Here is a 22,933-nt window from a genome sequence, read left to right on the forward strand (position 1 = left end):
CTACGACAGCCAGTCGGTCAGCTTCGCCTTACGCACATCCTTGACCAGGCTGATAAAACCGTCTGCCTGATGCTCGGCGGTGAGCCGGCCCTTCTCGGCCGTGGCGATCAAGGCATCGCCGACCACGCCGTTGGGGTTGAGGTCGCTGGCGATCCAGGCAAAGGCATGCGTTCCGGTGTGGCGGAGCAGGGCGAATTCCTTTTCGGCGCGGGCGACATTGGAGATGAAATTGTCGGCCTTGCCCATGTCGACGAGGTCGGGCCGGAAGTGCAGCATCAGTGAGGTCTCGACATCGCCGCCATGGATGCCGTGACGGTCCTCGAGCTCGGTGTACATGCCGGCCGGACGGCCGAAGCGCTGCCAGCTCGTCTTCACCGACAGCATCTTCGCGCGCACGCGCAGTTCGCGCGAGATGATGCCCATGATCTCTTCATTGCCGCCATGCGAATTGACGATGATTAGCTTTCTGACCCCGGCGCGCGCGATCGACAGGCCAAGCTCGGTCCAGGCATCCACCAGCGTGGTCGCCGGCAGGGTGAGGGTGCCGGGTGCATGCAGGTGCTCGTTCGACTTGCCGACCGCCTGTACCGGCAGGATGCGGATGTCGAGATCGTCGGGCAGGCGCGCGATCACCGTCTCCAGCATGCCGACCATGATCGAGGTGTCGGTCGAGACCGGAAGGTGAGGGCCGTGCTGCTCGATCGCAGCCACCGGAAGCACGGCAATGGTCGCTTCGGCGTCGATCGAGGCATATTCTGTCGTCCGGTAGTCGCCCCACCACACACGTTTTTTGGCCACTTTGGTCTCCGATTGCTCTGCCGTCCGCTCCGTTCGGTGTAATGCGCTTGTTGGCTACGGGCAACGCTATCCCGCCGCCAAGACCTCCACCTCGACCTTGAACTCCGGACGGGCGAAGCCGGAAACGATCATCAGTGTCGATGCCGGCGCGGGATCGGAAAAGAGCCGGTTGCGAACGTCCATATAAGGCTGCAGATGGGCACGATCGGTGACGAAGGCGTTGATGCGCACGGTGTCGTTCAAGGTCAGCCCGGCCTCGCTCAGGATCGCGGCGATATTCTTGAAGCAAAGCTCGGCCTGCGCGCCTGCGTCCTCGGGAACATGGTCGTCAGCGCCGATGCCCAGTTGACCGGAGCAGAGCACAAGCCGCTTTCCGGCGGGTATTTCAACGCCGTGGCTGTAACGGGCGAAGGGCGGCTTGATAGTCCTGGGGGCGAGGTATTTCAGCATGGCATTCTCCTGTGCGCCTGCAGACTAAGGCTCGATTCATGAAACCTTCAAGATGCGGTGCATGCCGCCCGAGCGATTATGGACAGGCGTCCAAAAAATAGGCACGATGCCTCGCGCACAGCATGACCCCTCCGGTCTCGGCAATGACTGCCGCGCAAGCGGGCGGCCCGGGCGGTGGCATGTGTCTTGCTTCTTGAACCAATGGTGTCGAGCCCAGCGCGCTGCGCGCCGGAGCCAAGAGAGGGTGAGTTTATGATCGGAAATGGTAAGATCCTGGCGGGCTCGATCGCCTTGCTGGTGGCGGGCACGCTGGCTGCTGCCGCGAACGAGAAGGTGACGTTCGGCACCAACTGGCTGGCCGAGCCGGAGCATGGCGGCTACTACCAGGCCGTTGCCGACGGCACCTATGCCGCGTGCGGCCTCGACGTCACCATCATGCAGGGCGGCCCGCAGGTCAGCGGCCGGCCGATGCTGCTTGCCGGCAAGATCGATTTCTACATGGGCGGCAATCTGCTGTCGGCCTTCGACGCGGTGCAGCAGGGCATCCCGATGCGTGTCGTCGCCGCCGACTTCCAGAAGGACCCGCAGGTCATCATGTCCCAGCCGGGGCAGGGGCTGGACAAATGGGAAGACCTCAAGAACGCCGACCAGTACATCCTCGGGGACGAGGGCGCGCAGACCTTCTTCCAGTGGATGGTGACCGAGCTCGGCTTCGATCCCGCCAAGCGCGTGCCCTACACCTTCAATCCGGCGCCCTTCATCGCCAACAAGAAGTCGATCCAGCAGGGCTATGTCACGTCCGAGCCGTTCGCGGTGCAGAAGGCCGGCGGCTTCGTGCCGAACCAGTTCCTGCTCGCCGATTATGGCTGGGATACTTACGCGACGACCGTCGAGGTGATGCAGGACACGATCGACAAGCGGCCGGAGGTCGTGCAGTGCTTTGTCGATGGCTCGGCCAAGGGCTGGTACAACTATCTTTACGGCGACAACAAAGCCGCCAACGACATGATCAAGAAGGACAATCCGGACATGACGGACGAGCAGATCGCCTTTTCGATCGAGCAGTTGAAGAAGTTCGGCGTCGTCGATTCCGGCGATACGGAAAAGCTCGGCATCGGCGCCATGACCGACGCGCGCATCCAGAGTTTCTACGATAAGATGGTCAAGGCCAAGGTCGCGCAGCCGGGCCTCGACATCAAGAAGGCCTATACGCTGGCTTTCATCAACAAGGGCGTTGGGCTGGAGCTGAAGAAGTAAGGCGGCCTGCCTGAGATGATCCAGGAGAAAGTGGCTGAGAAAGCGGCATCGGGCGAGGCCCCGATGCTGCTGTCGCTGCGTAATGTCGGCAAGGTCTTTTCCAATGGCGTGACGGCGCTGAGCAAGGTCGACTTGGCGATCCGCGAGGGCGATTTCCTGAGCCTGCTCGGCCCGTCCGGCTGCGGCAAGTCGACGGCGCTCAGGCTGATCGCCGGCTTGTCGACGCCGACCTCCGGCCAGCTCGACTGGCGCGGTTCGATCGACCGCTCGAACATCGGCTTCGTCTTCCAGGAGCCGACGCTGCTGCCTTGGGCGAGCGTCTTCGACAATGTCTGGCTGCCATTGAGGCTGAAGGGCGTGTCGCGCGCCAAGGCCGAACCCGCCGTCATGGAGATGCTGGCGCGCGTCCATCTCAACGGTTTCGAGAATGCCGTGCCGCGCGAGCTTTCCGGCGGCATGAAGATGCGCGTCTCGATCGCGCGGGCCATGGTGACCAAGCCGCGCATCCTTTTGATGGACGAACCATTCGCGGCTCTCGACGAGATCACCCGCTTCAAGCTCAACAACGACCTTCTGGAGCTGTGGCAGGACGAGCGCTTCACCGTGGCCTTCGTCACCCACAGCGTCTTCGAAAGCGTGTTCCTGTCCAGCCGCGTCGTCGTCATGGCCGCGCGGCCGGGCCGCGTTTTCGGCGAGCTCCCCATCAGCGCACCCTATCCGCGCGATGAGGTGTTTCGGACCTCGCCCGACTATGCCGCGCTTTGCCGGCAGGCCTCGGATGTGCTGGTTAACGCCATCAACTCAACCGCCGGACCGCACCATGACGGCCTTTGAAGATAATGCATTGAAGCTCGACCCCGAGGAGGCGCGCCGCGCCCGCCAGGAGCGTCTTGAGCGTATCGGCAAATGGGTGCTGCCGCTGGCGATCATGGTGCTGGCGATCTGGCTGTGGGACCGTATCTGCGTCTGGAATGAGATCCCGCAATATATCCTGCCGCGGCCGGGCGTGGTGCTGCAGACGCTGCATAGCGACGCCGGCCTGTTGTTCTCCTCGCTGCTGGTGACGCTCAGGATCACCTTCCTCAGCTTGGCTCTGGCGGTCATCGGCGGCGTCGGGCTGGCGGTGCTGTTCGCGCAGTCGAAATGGGTGGAGATGTCGTTCTTCCCCTTCGCCATCGTCCTGCAGGTGACGCCGATCGTCGCGATCTTCCCGCTGATCAACATCTATGTGAACAACCAGACCGTCAAACTGCTGCTCTGCGCCTGGATCGTCGCCTTCTTCCCGATCCTTTCCAACACCACGCTCGGGCTGAACTCCGTCGACCGGAACCTGCGCGACCTGTTCAAGCTCAACGGCGCGACGCGCTGGCAGCAATTGCGCTATCTGCGCCTGCCGGCAGCGATGCCGTATTTCCTGGGCGGGTTGAAGATCGCCGGCGGCCTGTCGCTGATCGGCGCCGTGGTCGCCGAGTTCGTCGCAGGCGCGCAGGGGCAATCGTCGGGACTTGCCTCGCGTATCATCGAGGCCGGCTACCGGCTCAACGCGCCTCGCCTGTTCGCGGCGCTGATCCTGATCTCGCTCACCGGCATATTAATCTTCCTGGTGCTGTCGCTGGTGTCGCATCTGATCCTGCGCCGCTGGCACGAGAGCGCGCTCAAGCAGGAGCACTAGAGTGGTTGGAGCCGCAGAGGAAATCGCAAAGAGGACCGGATCTTGATACCTGCCTCTGGTTCCTACCAGCTTGCCAATGCCCGCGTTCACCGGTCGCTGACGCCGGGCTTTGCAGCACCGTTCGACGCGGACGGTTTCGCGCTTGCCGATATGGCCGTTGCCGACGGCAAGATCGCGAGCATTGTCGCCCAAGCCAAGTCGAAGGCAGAAGACAAGGCAATCGACCTTGGCGGCCGGATCGTGCTGCCGTGTTTCGTCGACTGTCATACCCATATTGATAAGGGCCATATCTGGCCGCGAAAGCCCAATCCCGACGGTACCTTCATGGGCGCGCTCAACGCCACTGGCGCCGACCGCACCGCGCGGTGGAGCGCGGAGGATGTCGCGCGACGCATGGATTTCTCGCTGCGCTCGGCCTACGCGCATGGCACCAAGGCCTTGCGTACCCACCTCGACAGCGTGCCGCCGCAGGAGGAGATCTCCTGGCCGGTGTTCGAGACGATGCGCGAAAAATGGCGCGGCAGGATCGATCTGCAGGCCGCCTGCCTGCTCGGCATCGAAGGCGTGCGCGACAAGGCCTGGTTCGAGCGGCTGGCCAAGCGCGTCGCCGCGGCCAAGGGGGTGCTCGGCGTCGTGACCTATATGGTGCCCGACCTCGAGGAACTGCTCGATCAGGTTTTCGCTGAAGCCATCAAGCATGAGCTCGATCTCGACTTCCATGCCGACGAGACCGACGACGTCGCGGCCATTTCGCTGAAGAAGATCGCCGAGGCTTCGCTGTGGAACGGTTTTGAAGGCAACATCCTGGTCGGCCATTGCTGCTCGCTGGCGCGCCAGCCGGACCTTGAGGTGCTCGAAACGCTGGATAAGGTGGCGAAGGCGCGGCTCGCCGTGGTGTCGCTGCCGATGTGCAACCTCTATCTGCAGGACCGGCGCAACAATCACACCACCCCACGCTGGCGCGGCGTGACGTTGCTGCATGAGATGAAGGCGCGCGGCATTAAGGTGGCGGTCGCTTCCGACAACACGCGCGATCCGTTCTATGCCTATGGCGATCTCGACATGCTCGAAGTCTACCGGATGGCGACGCGCATCCTGCATTTCGACCATCCGGTCGGCGACTGGCCGAGGGCCGTCGCGGCGACGCCGGCCGAGGTGATGCGGCTCGACGGCGCCGGCACGCTTGCCGCCGGCGGCAGCGCCGACTTCATCGTCTTCAAGGGACGCAGCTGGACCGAATTGCTGTCGCGGCCCGAATCGGATCGCATCGTGGTGCGCGAGGGCAGGGCGATCGAACGCCAACTGCCCGACTATGCCGAACTCGACGAATTGATGGTGGGATGATGGATATCGCAGCGCTGAAGCGCGATCTCGACGGGATCAAGATCGACGACCATCCGGCCATCGTCCAGCAGAAGAGCCGCGACTTCTACTGGTACAGCCCGGTGCTGAAGGCGCAACTCGATCATGTCAAAGGCGACCTGATCGTCACACCGAAGACCGAGGACGAGGTGGTCCGCGTGCTTGCAGCATGCCATCGGCACGGGGTTCCGGTGACGCCGCGCGGCAGCGGCACCGGCAATTACGGGCAGGCGATGCCGTTGTCGGGGGGCGTGGTGCTCAACCTCGCCGAGATGAACGCGATCAAATCGATCGCGCCGGGACGCGTGGTGACCGGACCGGGCGCCGTGCTGGCCGAGATCGACAAGGCGACCCGGGCGCATTCGGCGCAGGAATTGCGCATGTCGCCTTCCACCTACAACACCGCGTCGATCGGCGGTTTCATAGCCGGCGGTTCGGGCGGCGTCGGCTCGATCCGCTGGGGCGGGTTGCGCGATCTCGGCAACGTCATCAGGCTACGGACCGTGACGATGGAGGCCGAGCCACGCGTCATGGAGCTGACCGGCGAAGAGGTGCTCAAGGTCATGCACGCCTATGGCACCAACGGCATCATCACCGAGGTCGAGATGCCGTTGACGGCCTCCTATGACTGGATCGATGTCATTGTCGGTTTCGACGATTTCATGGACGCGGCCGGCTTCGGCAACGACCTCGCCGTGCAGGACGGCATCTTGGCCAAGCTGATCACGCCGATCGCCGCGCCTATCCCTTACGACTATTTCAAGCGGCACCAGAAATTCTTCCGGCGCGAGCAGAGCATCGTGGTCTGCATGATCGCGCCGCATGCGATGGACGCCTTTGTCGCCTTCGTGCGCAGCACCAGGGGCGAGATCGTGTTCCAGGCCGACCGGGAGACCGACCTCAAAGGGCTCCCGCCGGCCTATGAACTGACCTGGAACCACACGACGCTGCGCGCGATCCGGGTCGATCCGACGATCACCTATCTGCAGACACGCTACCCGTCGCCGGATCACCTCGCCCATGTCAAGGCGATGGTCGACCGTTTCGGCGACGAGGTGCCGGCGCATCTCGAGTTCATCCGCTTCGACGGCGCGATCGGCGCCGCCGGCCTGCCGCTGGTGCGCTACACCACGGAACAGCGGCTCAATGAGATCATTCGCATCCACGAGGACAATGGCTGCTGGATCTTCAACCCGCATCGCTACACGCTGGAGGAGGGAGGCATGAAGCGAACGGACGATGTGCAGCTTGCCTTCAAGCGCCAGACCGATCCGCAAGGGCTGCTCAACCCCGGCAAGATGATCGCCTGGGAAAACCCCGCCTACGATTATCGCTCGGGCAAACCCTTCCTGTTCAAGGGCCTGCAAAAGGCGGGCTGATGAACATCCTCGTGCTCTACGCGCATCCGGTGGAGACCAGCTTCAACGCCGGCCTGCACCGGACGATCGTCGAGCGGCTCTCCGCGGCGGGTCATACGATTGATGACTGCGATCTCTATGCCGAGGATTTCGATCCGCGGCTGACACGGACTGAGCGGCTCGGCTATCACGACCAGCGCAGTCCTGCAGACGCAGTCGCCGGCTATGTCGAAAGGCTGCAAAATGCCGAAGCGCTGGTGCTGTCTTTCCCTGTCTGGAACTACGGCTATCCGGCGATCCTGAAAGGTTTTTTCGACCGCGTCTTCCTGCCCGGCGTGTCGTTCAAGCTGGTCGACGGCAAGGTGCGGCCGACGCTGCATAACATCCGCAAAATGGCGGCCGTCACCACCTATGGCGGCAGCCGCTTTCGCGCCATGCTGATGGGCGACCCGCCACGCAAGATCGTCAAGCGCATGCTGCGAGCGACCATCAGGCCCGGCGCTCCCGTTTCCTATCTCGCGCACTATTCGATGAATCTTTCGACCGATGAGACGCGCAAGGCCTTCATGGCAAAGGTCGCGGCGACAATGGACGCCTTCTGATGCGCGTGCTGGTGGTCTATTGCCATCCGGTTCCCGAAAGCTACTGCGCGGCGATCCGCGACACGGCGATCGAGGTGCTGACGCGAAGAGGCTGGGATGTGCGTTTACTGGACCTCTATGCAGAGAATTTCGATCCGGTGATGAACTGCGAGGAACGGCGTTTCTACAACGACCGCGCGCCTGAGGATCCGGCGCTCAAGCCGCACTTCGACCTTCTTATGTGGGCCGAGGCGATCCTCTTCATCTATCCGACCTGGTGGTACGGATTACCGGCGATGCTGAAGGGCTGGTTCGACCGGGTCTGGGCGACCGACATCGCGTTTAAGCTGCCGGCCGGGAAGGGGCATATCACGTCGCTGATGCGGCATGTGACCAAGGTCGGCGTCATCACCACCTGCGGCGCGCCGACCTGGTGGAGCGTCGTCGTCGGCCAGCCGGGCCGCAAGACGATCCTGCGCGGCATGCGTGCGCTGTGCGCCACGCGCTGCAAGACGTTCTTCCTGGCGCACTATCTGATGGATTCGTCCACGCCGAAGACGAGGGCGGCGTTTTTGGGGAAGGTGCGGGCGAAGCTGGAGCGGTTTTGAGGTTAGCTTTCTTCTCCCCGTTCTACGGGGAGAAGATGGCGGCAGCCAGATGAGGGGCGGCGCGAACTTACGAGAGGCTGGCGCTGCCCCTCATCCGCCCTTCGGGCACCTTCTCCCGTGGAACGGGGAGAAGGAAGAGATCACATCCTGACCCTCTCCGCCTTCGGATCGTACATCGGCTTCAGCGAAGCCTCCGCCGCGAACCGCTCGCCGGCGATCTCCACCTCGTAGGAAGAACCCACTACGTCCGCCTCGCTTTCGCCCTGGCAGGGCACATAGCCAAGCCCGATCGCGCCACCGAGGTGGTGGCCGTAATTGCCTGATGTGATCGGGCCGACAATCCGGCCGTCGCGCAGGATCGCCTCGTTGTGGAAGAGTAGCGGCTGAGGGTCCTTCAGGCGGAACTGCACCAGCCGGCGCGACAGGCCGGCTTCCTTTTTCCTGAGCACCGCGTCCCGTCCGATGAAACCGGACTTGCTCGTTTTCACCGCGAAGCCCAGGCCGGCCTCCAGCACATTGTCCTCGTCGGTGATGTCGTGGCCGAAATGGCGGAAAGCCTTTTCGATGCGGCAGGAATCCAGCGTATGCAGGCCGCAGAGCTTCAGGCCGACATCGGCGCCGGCTTCCATGATCGCTTCGAAGACATGGGCCGCCTGCTCGGTCGAGACATAGAGTTCCCAGCCAAGCTCGCCGACATAGGTGACGCGATGGGCGCGGGCCAGTCCCATGCCGATCTCGATCTCCTGAAACGTGCCGAACGGATTGGCCTCGTTGGAAAAATCGTTCGGGCTGACCTTCTGAATCAGTTTTCGCGCTTCCGGTCCCATCAGGCAGATGACGGCTTCGGCCGCGGTCACGTCGGTGATGACGACGAACTCGTCGGCGACATGCTTTCTCAGCCAGGCGAGATCGCGTTGCAGCGTGGCGCCGGGCACGACTAGGAAATAAGCCGTCTCCGACAGCCGCGTCACGGTGAGGTCGCTCTCGATGCCGCCGCGCTGGTTGAGCATCTGGGTGTAGACGATCTTGCCGGGCGCAACGTCCATGTCGTTGGCGCAGAGCCGCTGCAGGAAGGCGCAGGCATCGCGGCCCTCGACGCGAATCTTGCCGAAGGAGGTCATGTCGAACAGGCCGACGCCGTTGCGCACCGCGAGATGCTCGTCGCGCTGGTTGTCGAACCAGTTCTGCCGCTTCCAGGAATAGCGATACTCGCGCTCCTGGCCTTCGCGGGCGAACCAGTTGGCGCGCTCCCAGCCGGCGACTTCGCCGAAGACGGCGCCGCGTGCCTTGAGATGCTCGTGCAGAGGCGAGCGGCGCACGCCGCGCGAAGTCGCCATCTGGCGGTAGGGGAAATGGTCGGCATAGAGCAGGCCGAGCGTTTCCGAGACGCGCTCCTTGAGGTAGCGGCGGTTCTTCTGGAAAGGCTGGGCGCGGCGGATGTCGACTTCCCAGAGGTCGAAGGGCGCCTCTCCGTCATTGATCCATTGCGCCAGCGCCATGCCGGCGCCGCCGGACGAGACGATGCCGATCGAATTGTAGCCGGTCGCCATCCAGTAGCCGGCGAGTTCCGGCGCCTCGCCGAGATAGTAGCGGTCGTCGGGAGTAAAGCTTTCGGGGCCGTTGAAGAAGGTATGGATGCCGGCGGTGCCCAGCATCGGCATGCGGTTGACGCCCATTTCGAGGATCGGCTCGAAATGATCCATGTCCTCGGGCAACTGGTCGAAACAGAAATCCTCGCGGATGCCGTCCATGCCCCAGGGTTTTGCGACCGGCTCGAAGGCGCCCAACATCATCTTGCCGGCGTCCTCCTTGTAGTAGGCACATTCGTCCGGGACGCGCAGCACCGGCAGGCGGGAGAGGCCGGGGATCGGCTCGGTGACGAGATAGAAATGCTCGCAGGCATGCAGGGGAATGGTGACGCCGTTCTGCCGGCCAAGCTCGCGCGCCCACATGCCGGCGCAGTTGACGACGATATCGGTCTCGATCGTACCCCGATCCTCGCCCTGCGCCCAGGAGACGCCGGAGACGCGGCCATTCTTCGTATGAACCTTGGTGACCTTGACGTTCTCGATGATGGTCGCGCCACGCTGGCGCGCGCCCTTGGCCAGCGCCATGGCGATGTTGGCCGGGTCGCACTGGCCGTCGAGCGGCAGGTGCACGGCGCCCACCACATCCGAGACATTGAGATGCGGGTACATCTCTTTGACCTCGCGCGGCGAAATCTCACGCACGTCGACGTCGAAGGCGCGGGCCAGCGAGGCCTGCCGGTAGATCTCGTGCTTGCGTTCTTCTGTCAGCGCCACGGTGATCGAACCGACCTGGCGCATGCCGGTGCCGACATCGGTCTCGGCCTCGAGCTTGACGTAGAGGTCGGCCGAATATTTCGCCAGCCGCGTCATGTTCTGCGAGGCGCGCAATTGGCCGATCAGGCCGGCCGCATGCCAGGTGGTGCCGGAGGTGAGCTGCTTGCGCTCCAAGAGCACGATGTCGGTCCAGCCAAGCTTGGCCAGGTGATAGGCGACCGAGCAGCCGGAGACACCGCCGCCGATGATGACGGCGCGGGCTTTTGTGGGAACAGTCTTGGTCATGCGGCCTCGCGGCGGTAGTTGGAGGCGAAGCGGCGCAAGCGAAGTGCGGCTTCCTTTAGGATAGGCTCGGGCTGGCAGAGGCTGATGCGGATGTGGCCGGCGGCGGCTTCGCCGAAACTCGATCCCGGCATGACGCCGACCTTCTCCTTGTCGAGCAGGCCCCAGGCGAATTTCTCGTCGTCAGGTTCGATGGACGAAATGTCGAGCATAACATACATGCCGCCTTCCGAACCGTGCACGGTGACGTCGTTCATGCCGCGCACGGCCTCCAGCATCAGGGCGCGGCGCGCCGCGTAGCGCTCGGCGATCTCTTTCACGCCATAGTGGTTCTCGAGCGCTTCGGCGCAGGCGATCGAGATGAAGGCCGGCAGGCCGTAGGTCGTGACTAGGTTGAGGTCGGTGAGCAGCCGGATCATCTCTGTCGGGCCGGTCAGCCAGCCCATGCGCCATCCGGTCATGCCATGGCTTTTCGACATCGAGTTGATGACCAGCGTGCGCTCGGCCATGCCGGGCAGCGAGCGCGGCGAGATGTGCTCGCCGCCGCCGAGCGTCCAGTAGACCTCGTCGGAGAGCAGCCACAGATCCTGCTCCCTGCAGATGGCGGCCAGTTCTTCGAGCCGTTCGCGGGAATAGACGGCGCCGGTCGGGTTGTTCGGCGTGTTGATCAGGATAGCGCGGGTGTTGGGCTTCAGCGCGGCGCGGATCATGTCCGCGCGGGGCTGGAACCCGTCCTCGGCCGGCGTCTCGACCACAGTGAAAGTCGCGCCGGCGGCGCTGAAGGTGTTGGGATAGGTGGCGTAATAGGGTGCAACGACGATGGCGTGGTCGCCGGGGTCGAGCACGGTCTGCACGGCGGCGTAAAGCGCTGCCTGGCCGCCTTGCGTGGCGATGATCTCGTCAGGTTCCGTCTCGATGCCGGTGCAAGCGGTGGACGCCGCCGCCATTGCCTTGCGCAGGCGCGGCAGGCCGGGCAGCGGCGTATAATGATGGTTGCTGCCGCGCACGGCGTTGACACAGGCTTCGATCGTTTCCGAAGGCGCGTCGAAGTCGTGGTCGCCGACCGACAGCATGATGATGTCCTCACCGGCCTGCTGACGGGCCCAGGCGGCAGAATGGACCTCCCAGCCGTCCTTGCCGGAAGGCACGATGCCGGTAATGCGCTTCGATGGTCTTGGCATTCTAGAACCTTTCCCGACCATATCGGCCGCATTCCGACGGGCTATTTTGCGCCAATTCCGGCGCAAAGCCCCTTGTGCGTACCGCCGGTACGCCCTGCGGTTCTTCGCTTGATCTTGTCACAAAATTCCTCCGCCAGAATGGACCGCCATGGCCGGGAAAGGTTCTAAGCTCTCAGCCTCTCATTCTTCGGATCCCAGAGCGGCTCGTCCTTCTGCACGACCGCCTTGAAGCGATCGCCAAAAATCTCGACCTCGACCGCCGTGCCCGGCTCCGTGAGATCGGCTCGCAGCATGCCTAGCGCGATCGACTTGCCGACACGGTGGCCCCAGCCGCCGGATGTCGTCTCGCCGACGATCCTGCCGTCATGCCAGAGCGTCGACATATAGGGTGCGTCGCAGTCGCCGGGGTTCTCGACGACCAGCGTGACGAAGCGCTTCTTCACGCCTTGCTGCTTCTCATTGAGCAAGGCCGCCTTGCCGCGGAACTCGGGCTTATCCCATTTGACAAAGCGCTCGAGTCCGCCCTGCAGGATCGAATAGTCGGTCGACAGATCGCCCTTCCAGGCGCGGTAGCCTTTTTCGAGCCGCAGCGAATCCAGCGAATACATGCCGAAGGGTTTCAGGCCGTGCTTCTGGCCGGCGGCCCAGACGGCGTCGAAAACGGCCGTCGTGTCGGCAACCTTGGTGTGGATTTCCCAGCCGAGCTCGCCGGCGAAGGAGACGCGCACCAGCTTTGCCCAGCGTCCTGCGATGGTCGTTTCCTGATGCGTCAGCCAGGGCAGGGTCAAGTCGGCGTCGCAGACCTCCGCCAGGATTTTTCGCGAGTTCGGGCCGGCGAGGATTTGCGTCGAGTATTCCTCGGTCCGGTCGGTCAGCGTGAAGGCAGCGTCTGCGGGCATGCGCGACTTCAGCCATTCAAAGTCATGCCATTGCGCCACAGCGGCGGTGATCAGTGTCATCTGGTCCTCGCCGTGACGCACGACCGACATTTCGGTGACGATGCGGCCCTTGTCGTCGGAGAAATAGACGAGGCCGATGCGGCCAGGCTTCGGCACAAGGCCGGTGACCTGCAGCGACAGCCAGTCGGCGGCGCCCGGACCTTCGAGGTTGAAGCGTGAGAAGCCGGGTAGATCAAGGATGCCGGCGGCATCGCGCACGGCGAGGCATTCCTCCCGCACGGCCCGGTGCCACGGCCCTTCGCGTCGGAAAGTGAGCGTCGCTTCTTCGGAGGTATCGTCGCCCGGCCTCGCATACCAGGTGGCGCGTTCCCAGCCATTATAGGCGTCGAACTGGCCGCCCAGCGCCTTGATGCGCTCATGCAGCGGCGACAGCTTGCGATTGCGCCCCTCCGGCCAGGCATGGCGCGGGAACTGGATGGCGTATTCGTTGCCGTAGATCTCCATGCCCTTGGCGACGCAATAGTCAGGCGCCGAGGCGAAGCTGGTGAAACGGCGCGGATCGCAGGACCACATGTCCCATTCGGTCTGGCCCTCGGTGACCCATTCGGCCAGCACCTTGCCGGCGCCGCCGCCTTGCGCGATGCCGAAGGTGAAGACGCAGGCCTCGAAGGCATTCGGCACGCCGGGCATCGGCCCGATCAGCGGGTTGCCGTCCGGCGCGTAAGGGATCGGCCCGTTGATCACCTTGGACAGGCCGGCGGTGCCGAGGATCGGCACGCGGGCGACGGCGTCCGCGAGATAGTGCTCGAGGCGGTCGAGATCGTCGGGGAAAAGCTGGAAGGAGAAATCCTCCGGCATCGGATCGTTATGCGTTGCCCAATGCGCGCGGCAATTGCGCTCATAGGGGCCGAGATTCATGCCGCTCTTTTCCTGGCGCAGGTAGTAGGAGGTATCGACGTCGCGCAGCAGCGGCAGCTTATGGCCCTGCTCCTTCGTCCAGGCGGCGAGCTCGGGGATCTCCTCGAACAAAATGTACTGATGGCTCATCACCATCATCGGCACGGCGCGGCCGAACATTTTTCCAACCTCGGCGGCGCGGTAGCCGGCGGCGTTGATGACGATCTCGCAGCGAATCTCGCCTTGCGGTGTTTCGACCACCCATTCGCCGTTCTCGCGACGCACGCCGCCGACCGGGCAGAAGCGGATGATCTTTGCGCCCATGTCGCGCGCGCCCTTGGCTAAAGCCTGTGTCAGCTGCGCCGGGTCGATGTCGCCGTCGCTCGGATCGTAGAGCGCGCCCTTCAATTCATGCGTCTCGATGAAAGGGTAACGGCGCTTGATCTCGTCGAGGCCGACGACGTCGATATCCATGCCCTGGTAGCGGCCCATGCCCTTGGCGCGCTGAAATTCCTGCATGCGCTCCTTCGTATGGGCGAGCCGGAGCGAGCCGGTGACATGGTAGTTCATCGGATAGTCGACCGCTTCGGCAAGACCCCGGTAAAGCTCGGTGGAATAGCGCTGCATGTTCATCAGCGACCATGACGACGAGAAGGTCGGCACATTGCCGGCGGCATGCCAGGTCGAGCCTGAGGTCAGCTCGTTCTTTTCCAGAAGCACGCAGTCGGTCCAGCCCGCCTTGCAGAGGTGATAGAGCGATGAGCAGCCGACGACGCCACCTCCGATGATCACCACGCGTGCCGTGGTCGGCAAACCCGCCATGTTTCTCTCCTCCAATTCAATCAATATACCGGCGGTGAAACCACCCAGATGACGACCGCCGGCTCGGTGCCCGGATTGCGCCAGCGATAGGGCTTGCCCTCGAAGCGGAACGAGTCGCCTTCGCCAAGCCGATGCCAGACGCCGGCGATCTCGATATCGAACAGTCCGGAGACGATGTATCCGGCCTCCTCGGTCGGCCGAAGCGCCGCCGTCTTCATCTCGGCGCCGGGCGCGAAGACTGAGCGCACCACCTCGAAACTACCGCCGAGATCGGGCGACAGAAGCTCTTCCACCAGACCCGATTCGCTTGTGCCAAGGACGCGGCGGCGGCCGGCGCGCACGATCACGCCACGCTCTTCCTCGGCCGGCACGTCATGACTGAAGAACAGGCTGATCGGTACATCGAAGAGGTCGGCGAAGGCGCGCAAATCGCCGACCGAAGGCACCGAGAGGCCGCGTTCGACCTGGCTGACCCAGCCGACCGAACGGCCCAACTTGAGCGCAATTTCGCTGAGCGTGAGGCCGCGCGCCTTGCGCAGCGCGCGGATGTCGCCGGCCAGCAGCCGGTCGCCATTGTCCTGCTCCGATCTGGCGGTGGTCGAGCTCAAAGGCCTCTCATGAAAAAATCCGGAAAAATTTCATGAGAGGGTAAAACCATGAAAAAATCAAGGAGATTTTCATAGGCCACAAGATTTGCTTGCGCGTTTTCGGCGGTTGATGCAAAGGCTCGCGCACGAGCGGCGAGTGGGGCGCCCGGTCGGAGACCAAGTTTAGTTTATAGTCTGCGGATGGTCGTCAAGGAAACCGGGTTGTGGGTTTCTGGCCATGCCGAAAGGGACGACCCATGCTTGAGAAGAACATCCGGATCGCGTCGGATGCGGAGATCGTCGATGAGGCGATCACCTCGCGCCGGTCGGTGCGCGCTTTCCTGCCCGATATGGTCGATGACGATACGATCCGCGCGATCCTGGCGGTGGCCGCGCGCGCGCCGTCCGGCACCAACATGCAGCCCTGGCGCGTCTATGTGACCAAGGGCGAGGTCAAGCAGCGCATCAGCGATGCGATCCTCAATTCCGGCATTCGCGCCGAAAAGGCGGAGTGGGACGAGTATCGCTATTATCCCGACCAGTTCTTCGAGCCATATCTGACGCGCCGGCGCGCCAATGGCTTCGGGCTTTACGGCGCGCTGGGCATCGGCCGGCGCGAGGTCGACAAGATGCGCGCGCAGCACGACCGCAATTTCATCTTCTTCGATGCGCCGGTCGGCATGATCTTCACGATCGACCGGCGGCTGAACCAGGGCTCGTGGATCGACTACGGCATGTTCCTGCAGAACATCATGGTCGCTGCACGGGGCCGGGGGCTGCACACCTGCCCGCAGGCGGCCTTCGCGCCCTACCATCGGCAGATCCGGCCGGTGCTCAACATTCCCGACGAAGAGATCGTCGTCTGCGGCATGGCGCTCGGCTACGAGGACACGTCCAAGCCCGAAAATGAGTTCCGCACCGACCGCGCGCCGCTCGAGGACTGGGTGACTTTCTCGGAGTAACCCGCTCGCCGAATCTCTCGGCCAGCTAATCGGTGCTCATATGCGCGCCGTGGCCGCTGACATGCGCGCCGTCGCGCGGCGTCAGCCGCAGGTAAGCCGACAGCGCGCAAAGCGTGATCAGCCCTTCGACGACGAACAGGATGCGATAGTCGTCGACGCTGGCCTTGCCGCCGCCGGCAAGCAGCGACAGTAGCGCCGCCGCGAGGCCGACGCTGATCGCCACCGCAAGCTGCCACAGGATGTAATAGAGCGCGCTGAAGCGAGCGAGCTGCTCCGGCGCGATGTCCGAATAGGAAAGATTGCCGGTCGAGGCCCATTGCACCGAGCGGAAGACGCCGAAAGTGAAGATGTAGGCCAGAACGATCCAGGCCGGTGTGCTCGCCTGCATCAGGGCAAAGCCGGCGACCAGAGAAGCCACGATCGGCGTGTTGGTGACCAGCACGCGCCTGAAACCGAAGCGGTTCAAAAGCCGCGGCATGAAGAAGCGCATGATCAAGGACCCGATCGCGGCGACGAAGGTCAGCGATCCGGCCTCCACGGCGCTCATGCCGAAGCCGAGCTGGAACATCAGCGGCAGCAGGAAGACCACGGAGCTGAGGCCGATCGTGTCGAGGCTGCCGCCGGTGAGGAAGGAGATGCGAAAGGTGCGGATGCGCAGCAGGTTGAGGTCGAGCAGCGGGTTGCGGGCGCGCAGGCAGTAGAAAGCGGCAACCGCCAGGATGACGATCGCCAGGCCAAGCTCGATGCCGATCAGGCTGCCCGCGGCATCCTTGGCCGCAAGCGAATCCATGCCGAAGACCAGCAGCCCCATGCCGCTGCCGACGAGCAGGAAGCCCGGAAAATCGAACGGCGTGCGCACCGGCTTGGTGGTCGTCGGAAACAGCGAGGCGGCGAGCAGCGCCGCGGTCAGCGCGATCGGGATGTTGATATAGAAGATCCAGCGCCACGAGACGTAAGTGGTCAGCGCGCCGCCGACGAGCGGCCCGACCAGCGGCCCGGACTGGCCGGCCAGCGAAATATACATGTTGATCTTGAGCGTGCGGTCGCGCGGGAAGCTCGACAGGATCACGACCTGGCCGAGCGTGCCCATCAGCGCGCCGCCGCAGCCCTGCAAGGCGCGCGAGCCGACCAGCATCCAGATGTTTTCCGAAAGGCCGCACAAGGCCGAGGCGCTGGCGAAGACGAGCAGGGCGAAGCAATAGACGTTGCGCAGTCCGAAGCGGTCGGCCAGCCAGCCGCCGAGCGGCATGGTGACGATGAGGCTGGCGAGATAAACGGTGATCAGCAGCCCAAGCTGGCTTGGCGGACGATCGAGGCTCTCGCCGATGCCGGGCAGCGCGGTGACCACGACGTTCTGGTCCAGGCTGGTCATGAACACGCCGCAAGCGACGGTTGCCGGCAACAGCATCGACGGACCCTCCGCCGGAGCAAAGCGGGTCGTGGCCGTCGCCGAAGTCTCAACAGTCATGGAAGGGTATGGTCGAATTGGTTGACTGAGCGGACGTTTGCCTGGCAAACGCCCGTGATTCCTTACCTATCGCGCCTGCTGGCCCAAGCCTCAAGCAGCAGTTGTAGCCGTCCATAGTGCCAGATAGCGGCTGGACCAAAGGTGCGTTGATTTTCAGGTGAGCCGGCCTTGGCCTGACCTGAATCTCAACACACCTTAAGTGCTCTACTGCACCTCGTAACCGACTTCCTCGCTGGCGTGGCATAAGGCCTTCCAGAAGGAGCGCGCGAAGGAGCGGAAGACGTAGATGTCGAACTGGTCGGCGCCACTGCGCTGGATCTGGGCGAAGATGTCGTGATGATTGGTCGAGCGGCCGGCGCCGAGCGGGAAAGCCGGCAAGGCGAAGTCGATGGCGAAGAACTTCGCCATCACCCATTCGGCCTTCGGGCCGGCGATGCGGATCGCGGTACGGCCATGCGACAGGTCGGTGAGAGTGCCGATGGCCGGCGTGATCGACCCGGCAAAGGCTTGAGCAAGGCCCTCAGCCTCATCCACCACAGTGAACTTCCCCGGCGCGAAGCCGAAGACGGCGCGGGCGCCGCTGTTCACGCCGCCGCCGGCGCCGTCGGGCAGCGCGAGACCGGTGACCTTGCGAATAACCTCGATCAGTCGCTTCTCTTCGCCCGGCCAGGCGGCAAGCTGCAGGATCGAGCCCGGCCGCGTCTCGGACAGGATGACATCGACGCCATGTTCGAAATTGCCATGCGAGCCCGGGTGGTATTCCGGCTCCAGTGGGGACTGGCGTTCGGGCAAATGCGGCTCAGCCATGCATGCGGCTCCCGTCCGGGTCGTAGAAATGATTGGAGACGATCTCGACCGGCCCGAACCGGTTGCGCAGCGGATCCGAGACGAAGGCCCGGGTTCCATGGCGCGCCTTGCCGCCCTTGACCAGGGCCAGGGCAATATATTTGCCCAGCGCCGGCGAATAGCAGCAGGCGGTGATGTGTCCGAGCGAGTCGTGCGGATTGGCCTCGTCCAGTTCCTCGACGATATGTCCGCCGCCGTTGAGCGGCCGGTTGTCGAGCGCGACCACACCGACGAGTTGCAACCGGTCGGACGCGATCAGGCCTTCGCGGTCCATCATCGCCGAACCGATGAAGGGCTTCTTCTTCGACAGCATCCAGTCGAGATGGAGGTCGCGCGCCGTGGTTCGGCCGTCGATCTCGGCGCCGGTGACATGGCCCTTCTCGATGCGCATCGTGCCCAGCGCCTCGAGGCCGTAGGTAACAAGGCCGAACGGCTTGCCGGCCTCGATCAAGGCTTCCCAGACGCGGGTGCCGTAGCCGGCACCGGAATAGACCTCGAACGCCATCTCGCCGGAGAAGGAGAGGCGGCAGATCATCACCGGCACGCCGGCGATCCGGCCGTGGACGATGCCCATGAAGGGCAAGGTGGCGTTGTCGACGGCGGTGCCGGTGACGCAGGATGCAAGGATGGCCCGGGCCTTCGGCCCGCCGATCGCGGCGCCCGCCCATTCGTCGGTGACCGAGGTGACGGTGACCTTCAGCTCCGGCCAGATGACGTCGAGGAAATATTCCAGATGCTGCATCACCTTGCCGGCATTGGCGGTGGTGGTGGTCATCAGGAAATCCTGCTCGCCGAGCCGCCAGGTCGTGCCGTCGTCGAAGGCAAGCCCGTCCTCGCGCAGCATCAGGCCGTAACGGGCCTTGCCGACCGCAAGCGTGGAGAACATGTTGGTGTAGACGCGGTCGAGGAACTCGGCCGCGTCCGGTCCCTGCACCGCGATCTTGCCCAGCGTCGAGACGTCGACGATGCCGGCGCTCTCGCGCGTTGCCCTGGCTTCGCGGACATAGGCCTGCTCGACCGTCTCGCCGGGGAGGCCGTAGATCATCGGCCGGTACCAGAGGCCTGCCGAATACATCCTTGCGCCGTTCGCGATGTGCCAGTCATGCATCGGGGTCAGCCGCTCGGGCTTGAGATCGCCGAAGCGCTCGGCCGCCAGCGAGCCGATCGACACTGCCGTGTAGGGCGGGCGGAAGCGCGTCGTGCCGACTTCGGGAATTGGCTTGCCGAGCGCCTCGGCCATGATGGCGAGGCCCGGCACGTTGGAGTTCTTGCCCTGGTCGGTCGCCATGCCGAGCGTGGTGTAACGCTTCAGATGCTCGACCGAGACGAAGCCTTCGCGATGCGCAAGCCGGACATCCTCGGCGGTCACGTCGTGCTGGAAGTCGACGAAGCTCTTGCCCTTAGCCTTGATCTCGAAGACCGGCGCGGGATTGGGATCGCCCGGAGCCGCCTCGACGACGGGCAGAGGACCGGACGAAACCGCACCGCCAGCCGCCTGCAGACCGGCAGCGCGGCCTTCGGCGATCGCCTCGGCAGTCGAAAAACTGCCGGTGAAGGCGCCGGCTCCAATCCAGCGTTGCGTCGGCTTCGGCGGCAGGAAGGCTTGTCTCGCCGGGTCCCATTCGGCCTTCGCGCCGGCCTGGCTGGCCAGATGGATGGTCGGCGACCAGCCGCCCGACATCAGAAGGTTGTCGGCATGGATGCTGCGTTCGTCGCCGCTGAGCGAGCCGCTCATGGCGTCGAAGCGCTGCACCTTGAGGCCGGTGAGCGCCTTGCCGCCTTCGGTCGCGACCACGGCATGACCGGCGAGCAGCTCGGCTCCCGCGTCGCTTGTCAGCCGGCGCATCTCGTTCGAGATGTCGCCGCGGACATCGATGATGGCGACCACCGCGGCGCCGGCCTTCTTCAGGGCGACGGCCGAGCGGTAGGCGCTGTCATTGTTGGTGAAGAGGGCGATGCGCTGTCCAGGCAGCACACCATACTCATTGGCGTAGCGTTCCGCCGCATGGGCCAGCATGACGCCGGGACGATCGTTGCCGGGGAATACCAGCGGCCGCTCGAAGGAGCCGGTGGCGAGAACCACCGTGCCTGCGCGGATCGCCCAATAGCGCTGGCGCGGCTCGCCCGTGGCGGCCACTTCCTTGTGGTCGGTCACCCGTTCAAGCGCGGCCAGCGTGTTGCCGTCGTAATAGCCCCACACCGTCGTGCGCGGCAAAAGCCGCACATTGTCGTTGCCTGCGAGCTGCGCCGCCATACGCTGGGCCCAGTCGGCGGCGGGCATGCCGTCGATGGTTTCGCCCGACCAGTTGGCGGAGCCGCCCAGATTGGCTTCGAGATCGGCGAGGATGACGCGGGCGCCCTGGTCGGCGGCGGCCTTCGCAGCCATCAGGCCGGCCGGACCGGAGCCGACGACCAGCACGTCGCAAAACGCGTTCATGCGCCCGTAGCGCGCCGGGTCGGGGGCAGTGCCGGCCTTGCCGAGACCGGCGGCGCGGCGGATGAAATGCTCGCAGAACATCCAGAAGCGCGTGCCTTTCAGCGGACCGATCACCGGCCCCATGAAGGTCTTGTAGTAGAAGCCGGCGGACAGGATCTTGCCGCCGAGCTGGTTGATAGCGCCGATGTCCCAGGCGAGCGAAGGCGTGCGGTTCTGGCTGACGGCGACGAGCCCGTCATAGATCTCGACCATGGTGGCCGGGATGTTGGGCTCGCGAACTTCGCCGCGCAGCACCGTCACCAGCGCGTTGGGCTCCTCGACGCCGGCGGAAAGCAGGCCGCGCGGGCGATGGTATTTGAACGAGCGGCCGAACAGCGTCACGCCGCTGGCCAGCAGCGCCGAGGCCAGCGTGTCGCCGGCATGGCCGGTGTAAGCCGCGCCGTCGAAGGTGAAGCGGATGGTGCGAAGCCGGTCGATGCGGCCGCCGGTCTCTGTGCGGCGCGGACTCACGAGCGGCCCTCCGCCCTGTTGTCGGCAGATTTGTGGCCGCCACGGGCGAAGGCCGTGCTCAGGATCTCATGCGTGATGGTGTTGCGCACGACCCTCAGATGCGCACGGCAACCGCCGGAATGCTGCCAGATCTCGTTGTGGTCGCCGGCCGGATTCAGCCGGTCGTAGACATAGGCGTTCCAGGCGTCGAGATCTTGCGAGGCGGGCTGCGGCCGCTCGCGGTTGCCATCGCCCTGGTAGGTGAACTCGATAACGTCGCGCGGGCCGCAATAGGGACATGTAATCAGCATTTTCAATCCAAACCCTAGTGCAACCGGGGCGTCGCGCCCTGGCCTTTGTCATCGATGATCAGGCCACGGTAGAAGCGGTCGAGCGTGAAGGGCGCGTTGAACTCGTGAGGCTCGTCCTTGGCGATGGTGTAGGCAAAGCACCAGCCCGAGGCGGGCGTCGCCTTGAAGCCGCCGTAGCACCAGCCGGCATTGAGATACATGCCCGGCAGCGGGCCGGTGGTGATGATCGGCGAGCCGTCCATCGTCATGTCGCACAGCCCGCCCCAGGAGCGCAGCATGCGCACCCGGGCGAGACCCGGGAACAGCGCCAGCATCTCGCTCATCACCTCATCGACGATCGGCAGGCTGCCGCGCTGGGCGTAGCTGTTGTAGCCGTCGAGGTCGCCGCCATAGACGAGGCCGCCCTTGTCGGATTGCGAAATGTAGAAATGACCCATGCCGAAGGTGAGAACGGTATCGATGACCGGCTTCAGCGATTCCGAGACGAAGGCCTGCAGCACATGGCTTTCGATCGGCATGTGCGAAATGCCGGCAAGTTGCATGACGTGGCCGGTGCTGCCGGCAACAGCAAGCGCGACCTTCTTGGCGCGGATCTCGCCGCGCGTCGTCGAAACGCCGGTGATGCGGTCGCCGTCGCGCAGGAAGCCGGTAACCTCGCAATTCTCGATGATGTCGACGCCGCGCCGGTCGGCACCGCGCGCATAGCCCCAGGCGACCGCGTCGTGCCGGGCCGTGCCGGCCCGCGGCTGCATCAGCCCGCCAAGCACCGGGAAGCGCGCCGAACCCGAGACGTCCAGCGCCGGCACGAGCCGCTTGATCTGGTCGACGCTCATCAATTCGGCGTCGACGCCGAGATGGCGCATGGCGTTGCCGCGCCTCGCATAATCGTCGAGATGGGCAGGCGTATGCGCAAGATTCAGGCAGCCGCGCTGCGAGAACATGACATTGTAGTTGAGGTCGTGCGAAAGGTTCTCCCACAGCTTCATCGAATGTTCGTAGAAGCGGGTGTTCTGCGGCAAGAGATAGTTGGAGCGCACGGCGGTGGTGTTGCGGCCGACATTGCCGGAGCCAAGCCAGCCTTTTTCCAGCACCGCGACATTGGTAATGCCGTGTTCCTTGGCAAGGTAATAGGCGGTTGAGAGGCCGTGGCCGCCACCGCCGATGACGATCACATCGTAGGAAGCCTTGGGGTCAGGCTTGCGCCAGGCGGGCTTCCAATCCTTGTTGCCGGCCAGCGCATTCTTGAGCAGCGAAAAGGCTGAATATTCCGCCATTCTTCCTATCGTCCTTATGATGCGAGGCGGCAGACTATAGAGCAGGCGGGAAGCGCAAAGCCAAGATTGCGCCATCGCTTTTCGACAGG

19 protein-coding genes are annotated in these 22,933 nt (G+C 64.3%); 8 read left to right on the top strand and 11 right to left on the bottom strand.

Features of this window, described 5'->3' with window-relative positions:
- Both EN862_RS06750 and EN862_RS06755 read right to left on the bottom strand, forming a co-directional pair.
- Window positions 1-798 (bottom strand): creatininase family protein, encoded by a 798-nt coding sequence (locus tag EN862_RS06750; protein ID WP_127863374.1) that lies wholly within the window; start codon window positions 796-798, stop codon window positions 1-3.
- 66 nt (window positions 799-864) lie between these two features.
- A complete protein-coding gene (locus EN862_RS06755) occupies window positions 865-1,248 on the bottom strand; it encodes a RidA family protein (RefSeq protein WP_127863375.1) in 384 nt (127 codons plus the stop codon).
- A gap of 252 nt (window positions 1,249-1,500) precedes the next feature.
- Here EN862_RS06755 and EN862_RS06760 point away from each other — a divergent pair, with 252 nt between their 5' ends.
- The 7 genes from EN862_RS06760 to EN862_RS06790 are packed head-to-tail and all read left to right on the top strand — an operon-like array spanning window position 1,501 to window position 8,086.
- Entirely contained in the window at window positions 1,501-2,505 is a 1,005-nt protein-coding gene (locus EN862_RS06760) for an ABC transporter substrate-binding protein (protein ID WP_127863376.1), read from the top strand.
- A 15-nt stretch (window positions 2,506-2,520) separates the two neighbouring features.
- A complete protein-coding gene (locus EN862_RS06765) occupies window positions 2,521-3,339 on the top strand; it encodes an ABC transporter ATP-binding protein (protein ID WP_127863377.1) in 819 nt (272 codons plus the stop codon).
- Window positions 3,326-4,177 carry an ABC transporter permease gene (locus EN862_RS06770; RefSeq protein WP_127863378.1) on the top strand — a complete coding sequence of 284 codons (852 nt, stop codon included), beginning with the start codon at window positions 3,326-3,328 and terminating at the stop codon, window positions 4,175-4,177. The genes EN862_RS06765 and EN862_RS06770 overlap by 14 nt, the downstream gene beginning before the upstream one ends.
- A gap of 42 nt (window positions 4,178-4,219) precedes the next feature.
- A complete protein-coding gene (locus tag EN862_RS06775; RefSeq protein WP_127863379.1) occupies window positions 4,220-5,521 on the top strand; it encodes a cytosine deaminase in 1,302 nt (433 codons plus the stop codon).
- The gene (locus tag EN862_RS06780) at window positions 5,521-6,918 is read left to right on the top strand and encodes an FAD-binding oxidoreductase (RefSeq protein WP_127864005.1); all 1,398 of its coding nucleotides are present in this window, start codon (window positions 5,521-5,523) and stop codon (window positions 6,916-6,918) included. Before EN862_RS06775 ends, EN862_RS06780 begins: the two co-directional genes overlap by 1 nt.
- The gene (locus EN862_RS06785) at window positions 6,918-7,499 is read left to right on the top strand and encodes an NAD(P)H-dependent oxidoreductase (protein WP_189400882.1); all 582 of its coding nucleotides are present in this window, start codon (window positions 6,918-6,920) and stop codon (window positions 7,497-7,499) included. Before EN862_RS06780 ends, EN862_RS06785 begins: the two co-directional genes overlap by 1 nt.
- Window positions 7,499-8,086: an NAD(P)H-dependent oxidoreductase gene (locus EN862_RS06790; protein WP_127863381.1), complete on the top strand. Its 588-nt coding sequence runs from the start codon at window positions 7,499-7,501 to the stop codon at window positions 8,084-8,086. The genes EN862_RS06785 and EN862_RS06790 overlap by 1 nt, the downstream gene beginning before the upstream one ends.
- 140 nt (window positions 8,087-8,226) lie before the next feature.
- Here the strand turns inward: EN862_RS06790 and EN862_RS06795 are convergent, their stop codons facing one another.
- From EN862_RS06795 to EN862_RS06810, 4 genes are all read right to left on the bottom strand, one after another.
- The gene (locus tag EN862_RS06795; RefSeq protein ID WP_127863382.1) at window positions 8,227-10,674 is read right to left on the bottom strand and encodes an FAD-dependent oxidoreductase; all 2,448 of its coding nucleotides are present in this window, start codon (window positions 10,672-10,674) and stop codon (window positions 8,227-8,229) included.
- The gene (locus tag EN862_RS06800; protein ID WP_127863383.1) at window positions 10,671-11,852 is read right to left on the bottom strand and encodes a pyridoxal phosphate-dependent aminotransferase; all 1,182 of its coding nucleotides are present in this window, start codon (window positions 11,850-11,852) and stop codon (window positions 10,671-10,673) included. The genes EN862_RS06795 and EN862_RS06800 overlap by 4 nt, the downstream gene beginning before the upstream one ends.
- A 164-nt stretch (window positions 11,853-12,016) precedes the next feature.
- Window positions 12,017-14,470: an FAD-dependent oxidoreductase gene (locus tag EN862_RS06805; RefSeq protein WP_127863384.1), complete on the bottom strand. Its 2,454-nt coding sequence runs from the start codon at window positions 14,468-14,470 to the stop codon at window positions 12,017-12,019.
- 20 nt (window positions 14,471-14,490) lie between these two features.
- Entirely contained in the window at window positions 14,491-15,078 is a 588-nt protein-coding gene (locus EN862_RS06810) for an XRE family transcriptional regulator (protein ID WP_245519511.1), read from the bottom strand.
- 236 nt (window positions 15,079-15,314) lie between these two features.
- Here EN862_RS06810 and EN862_RS06815 point away from each other — a divergent pair, with 236 nt between their 5' ends.
- Window positions 15,315-16,019 carry a nitroreductase gene (locus tag EN862_RS06815; RefSeq protein WP_127863385.1) on the top strand — a complete coding sequence of 235 codons (705 nt, stop codon included), beginning with the start codon at window positions 15,315-15,317 and terminating at the stop codon, window positions 16,017-16,019.
- 25 nt (window positions 16,020-16,044) lie between these two features.
- Here EN862_RS06815 and EN862_RS06820 read toward each other — a convergent pair whose 3' ends face one another.
- The 5 genes from EN862_RS06820 to EN862_RS06840 all read right to left on the bottom strand — a co-directional run bounded on the left by EN862_RS06820 (window position 16,045) and on the right by EN862_RS06840 (window position 22,844).
- Window positions 16,045-17,487 (bottom strand): MFS transporter, encoded by a 1,443-nt coding sequence (locus tag EN862_RS06820; protein ID WP_127863386.1) that lies wholly within the window; start codon window positions 17,485-17,487, stop codon window positions 16,045-16,047.
- A 204-nt stretch (window positions 17,488-17,691) separates the two neighbouring features.
- Window positions 17,692-18,279 carry a sarcosine oxidase subunit gamma gene (locus tag EN862_RS06825; RefSeq protein ID WP_127864007.1) on the bottom strand — a complete coding sequence of 196 codons (588 nt, stop codon included), beginning with the start codon at window positions 18,277-18,279 and terminating at the stop codon, window positions 17,692-17,694.
- A gap of 7 nt (window positions 18,280-18,286) precedes the next feature.
- Window positions 18,287-21,280: a sarcosine oxidase subunit alpha gene (locus EN862_RS06830; RefSeq protein WP_127863387.1), complete on the bottom strand. Its 2,994-nt coding sequence runs from the start codon at window positions 21,278-21,280 to the stop codon at window positions 18,287-18,289.
- A complete protein-coding gene (locus EN862_RS06835) occupies window positions 21,277-21,570 on the bottom strand; it encodes a sarcosine oxidase subunit delta (protein ID WP_127252801.1) in 294 nt (97 codons plus the stop codon). The genes EN862_RS06830 and EN862_RS06835 overlap by 4 nt, the downstream gene beginning before the upstream one ends.
- 14 nt (window positions 21,571-21,584) lie before the next feature.
- Complete coding sequence (locus EN862_RS06840) at window positions 21,585-22,844, bottom strand: sarcosine oxidase subunit beta (RefSeq protein ID WP_127863388.1); 1,260 nt, start codon at window positions 22,842-22,844, stop codon at window positions 21,585-21,587.
- Window positions 22,845-22,933 lie beyond the last annotated feature (89 nt).

Source organism: Mesorhizobium sp. M2E.F.Ca.ET.219.01.1.1 (assembly GCF_004016445.2).
In the GTDB taxonomy this organism is placed as follows: domain Bacteria; phylum Pseudomonadota; class Alphaproteobacteria; order Rhizobiales; family Rhizobiaceae; genus Mesorhizobium.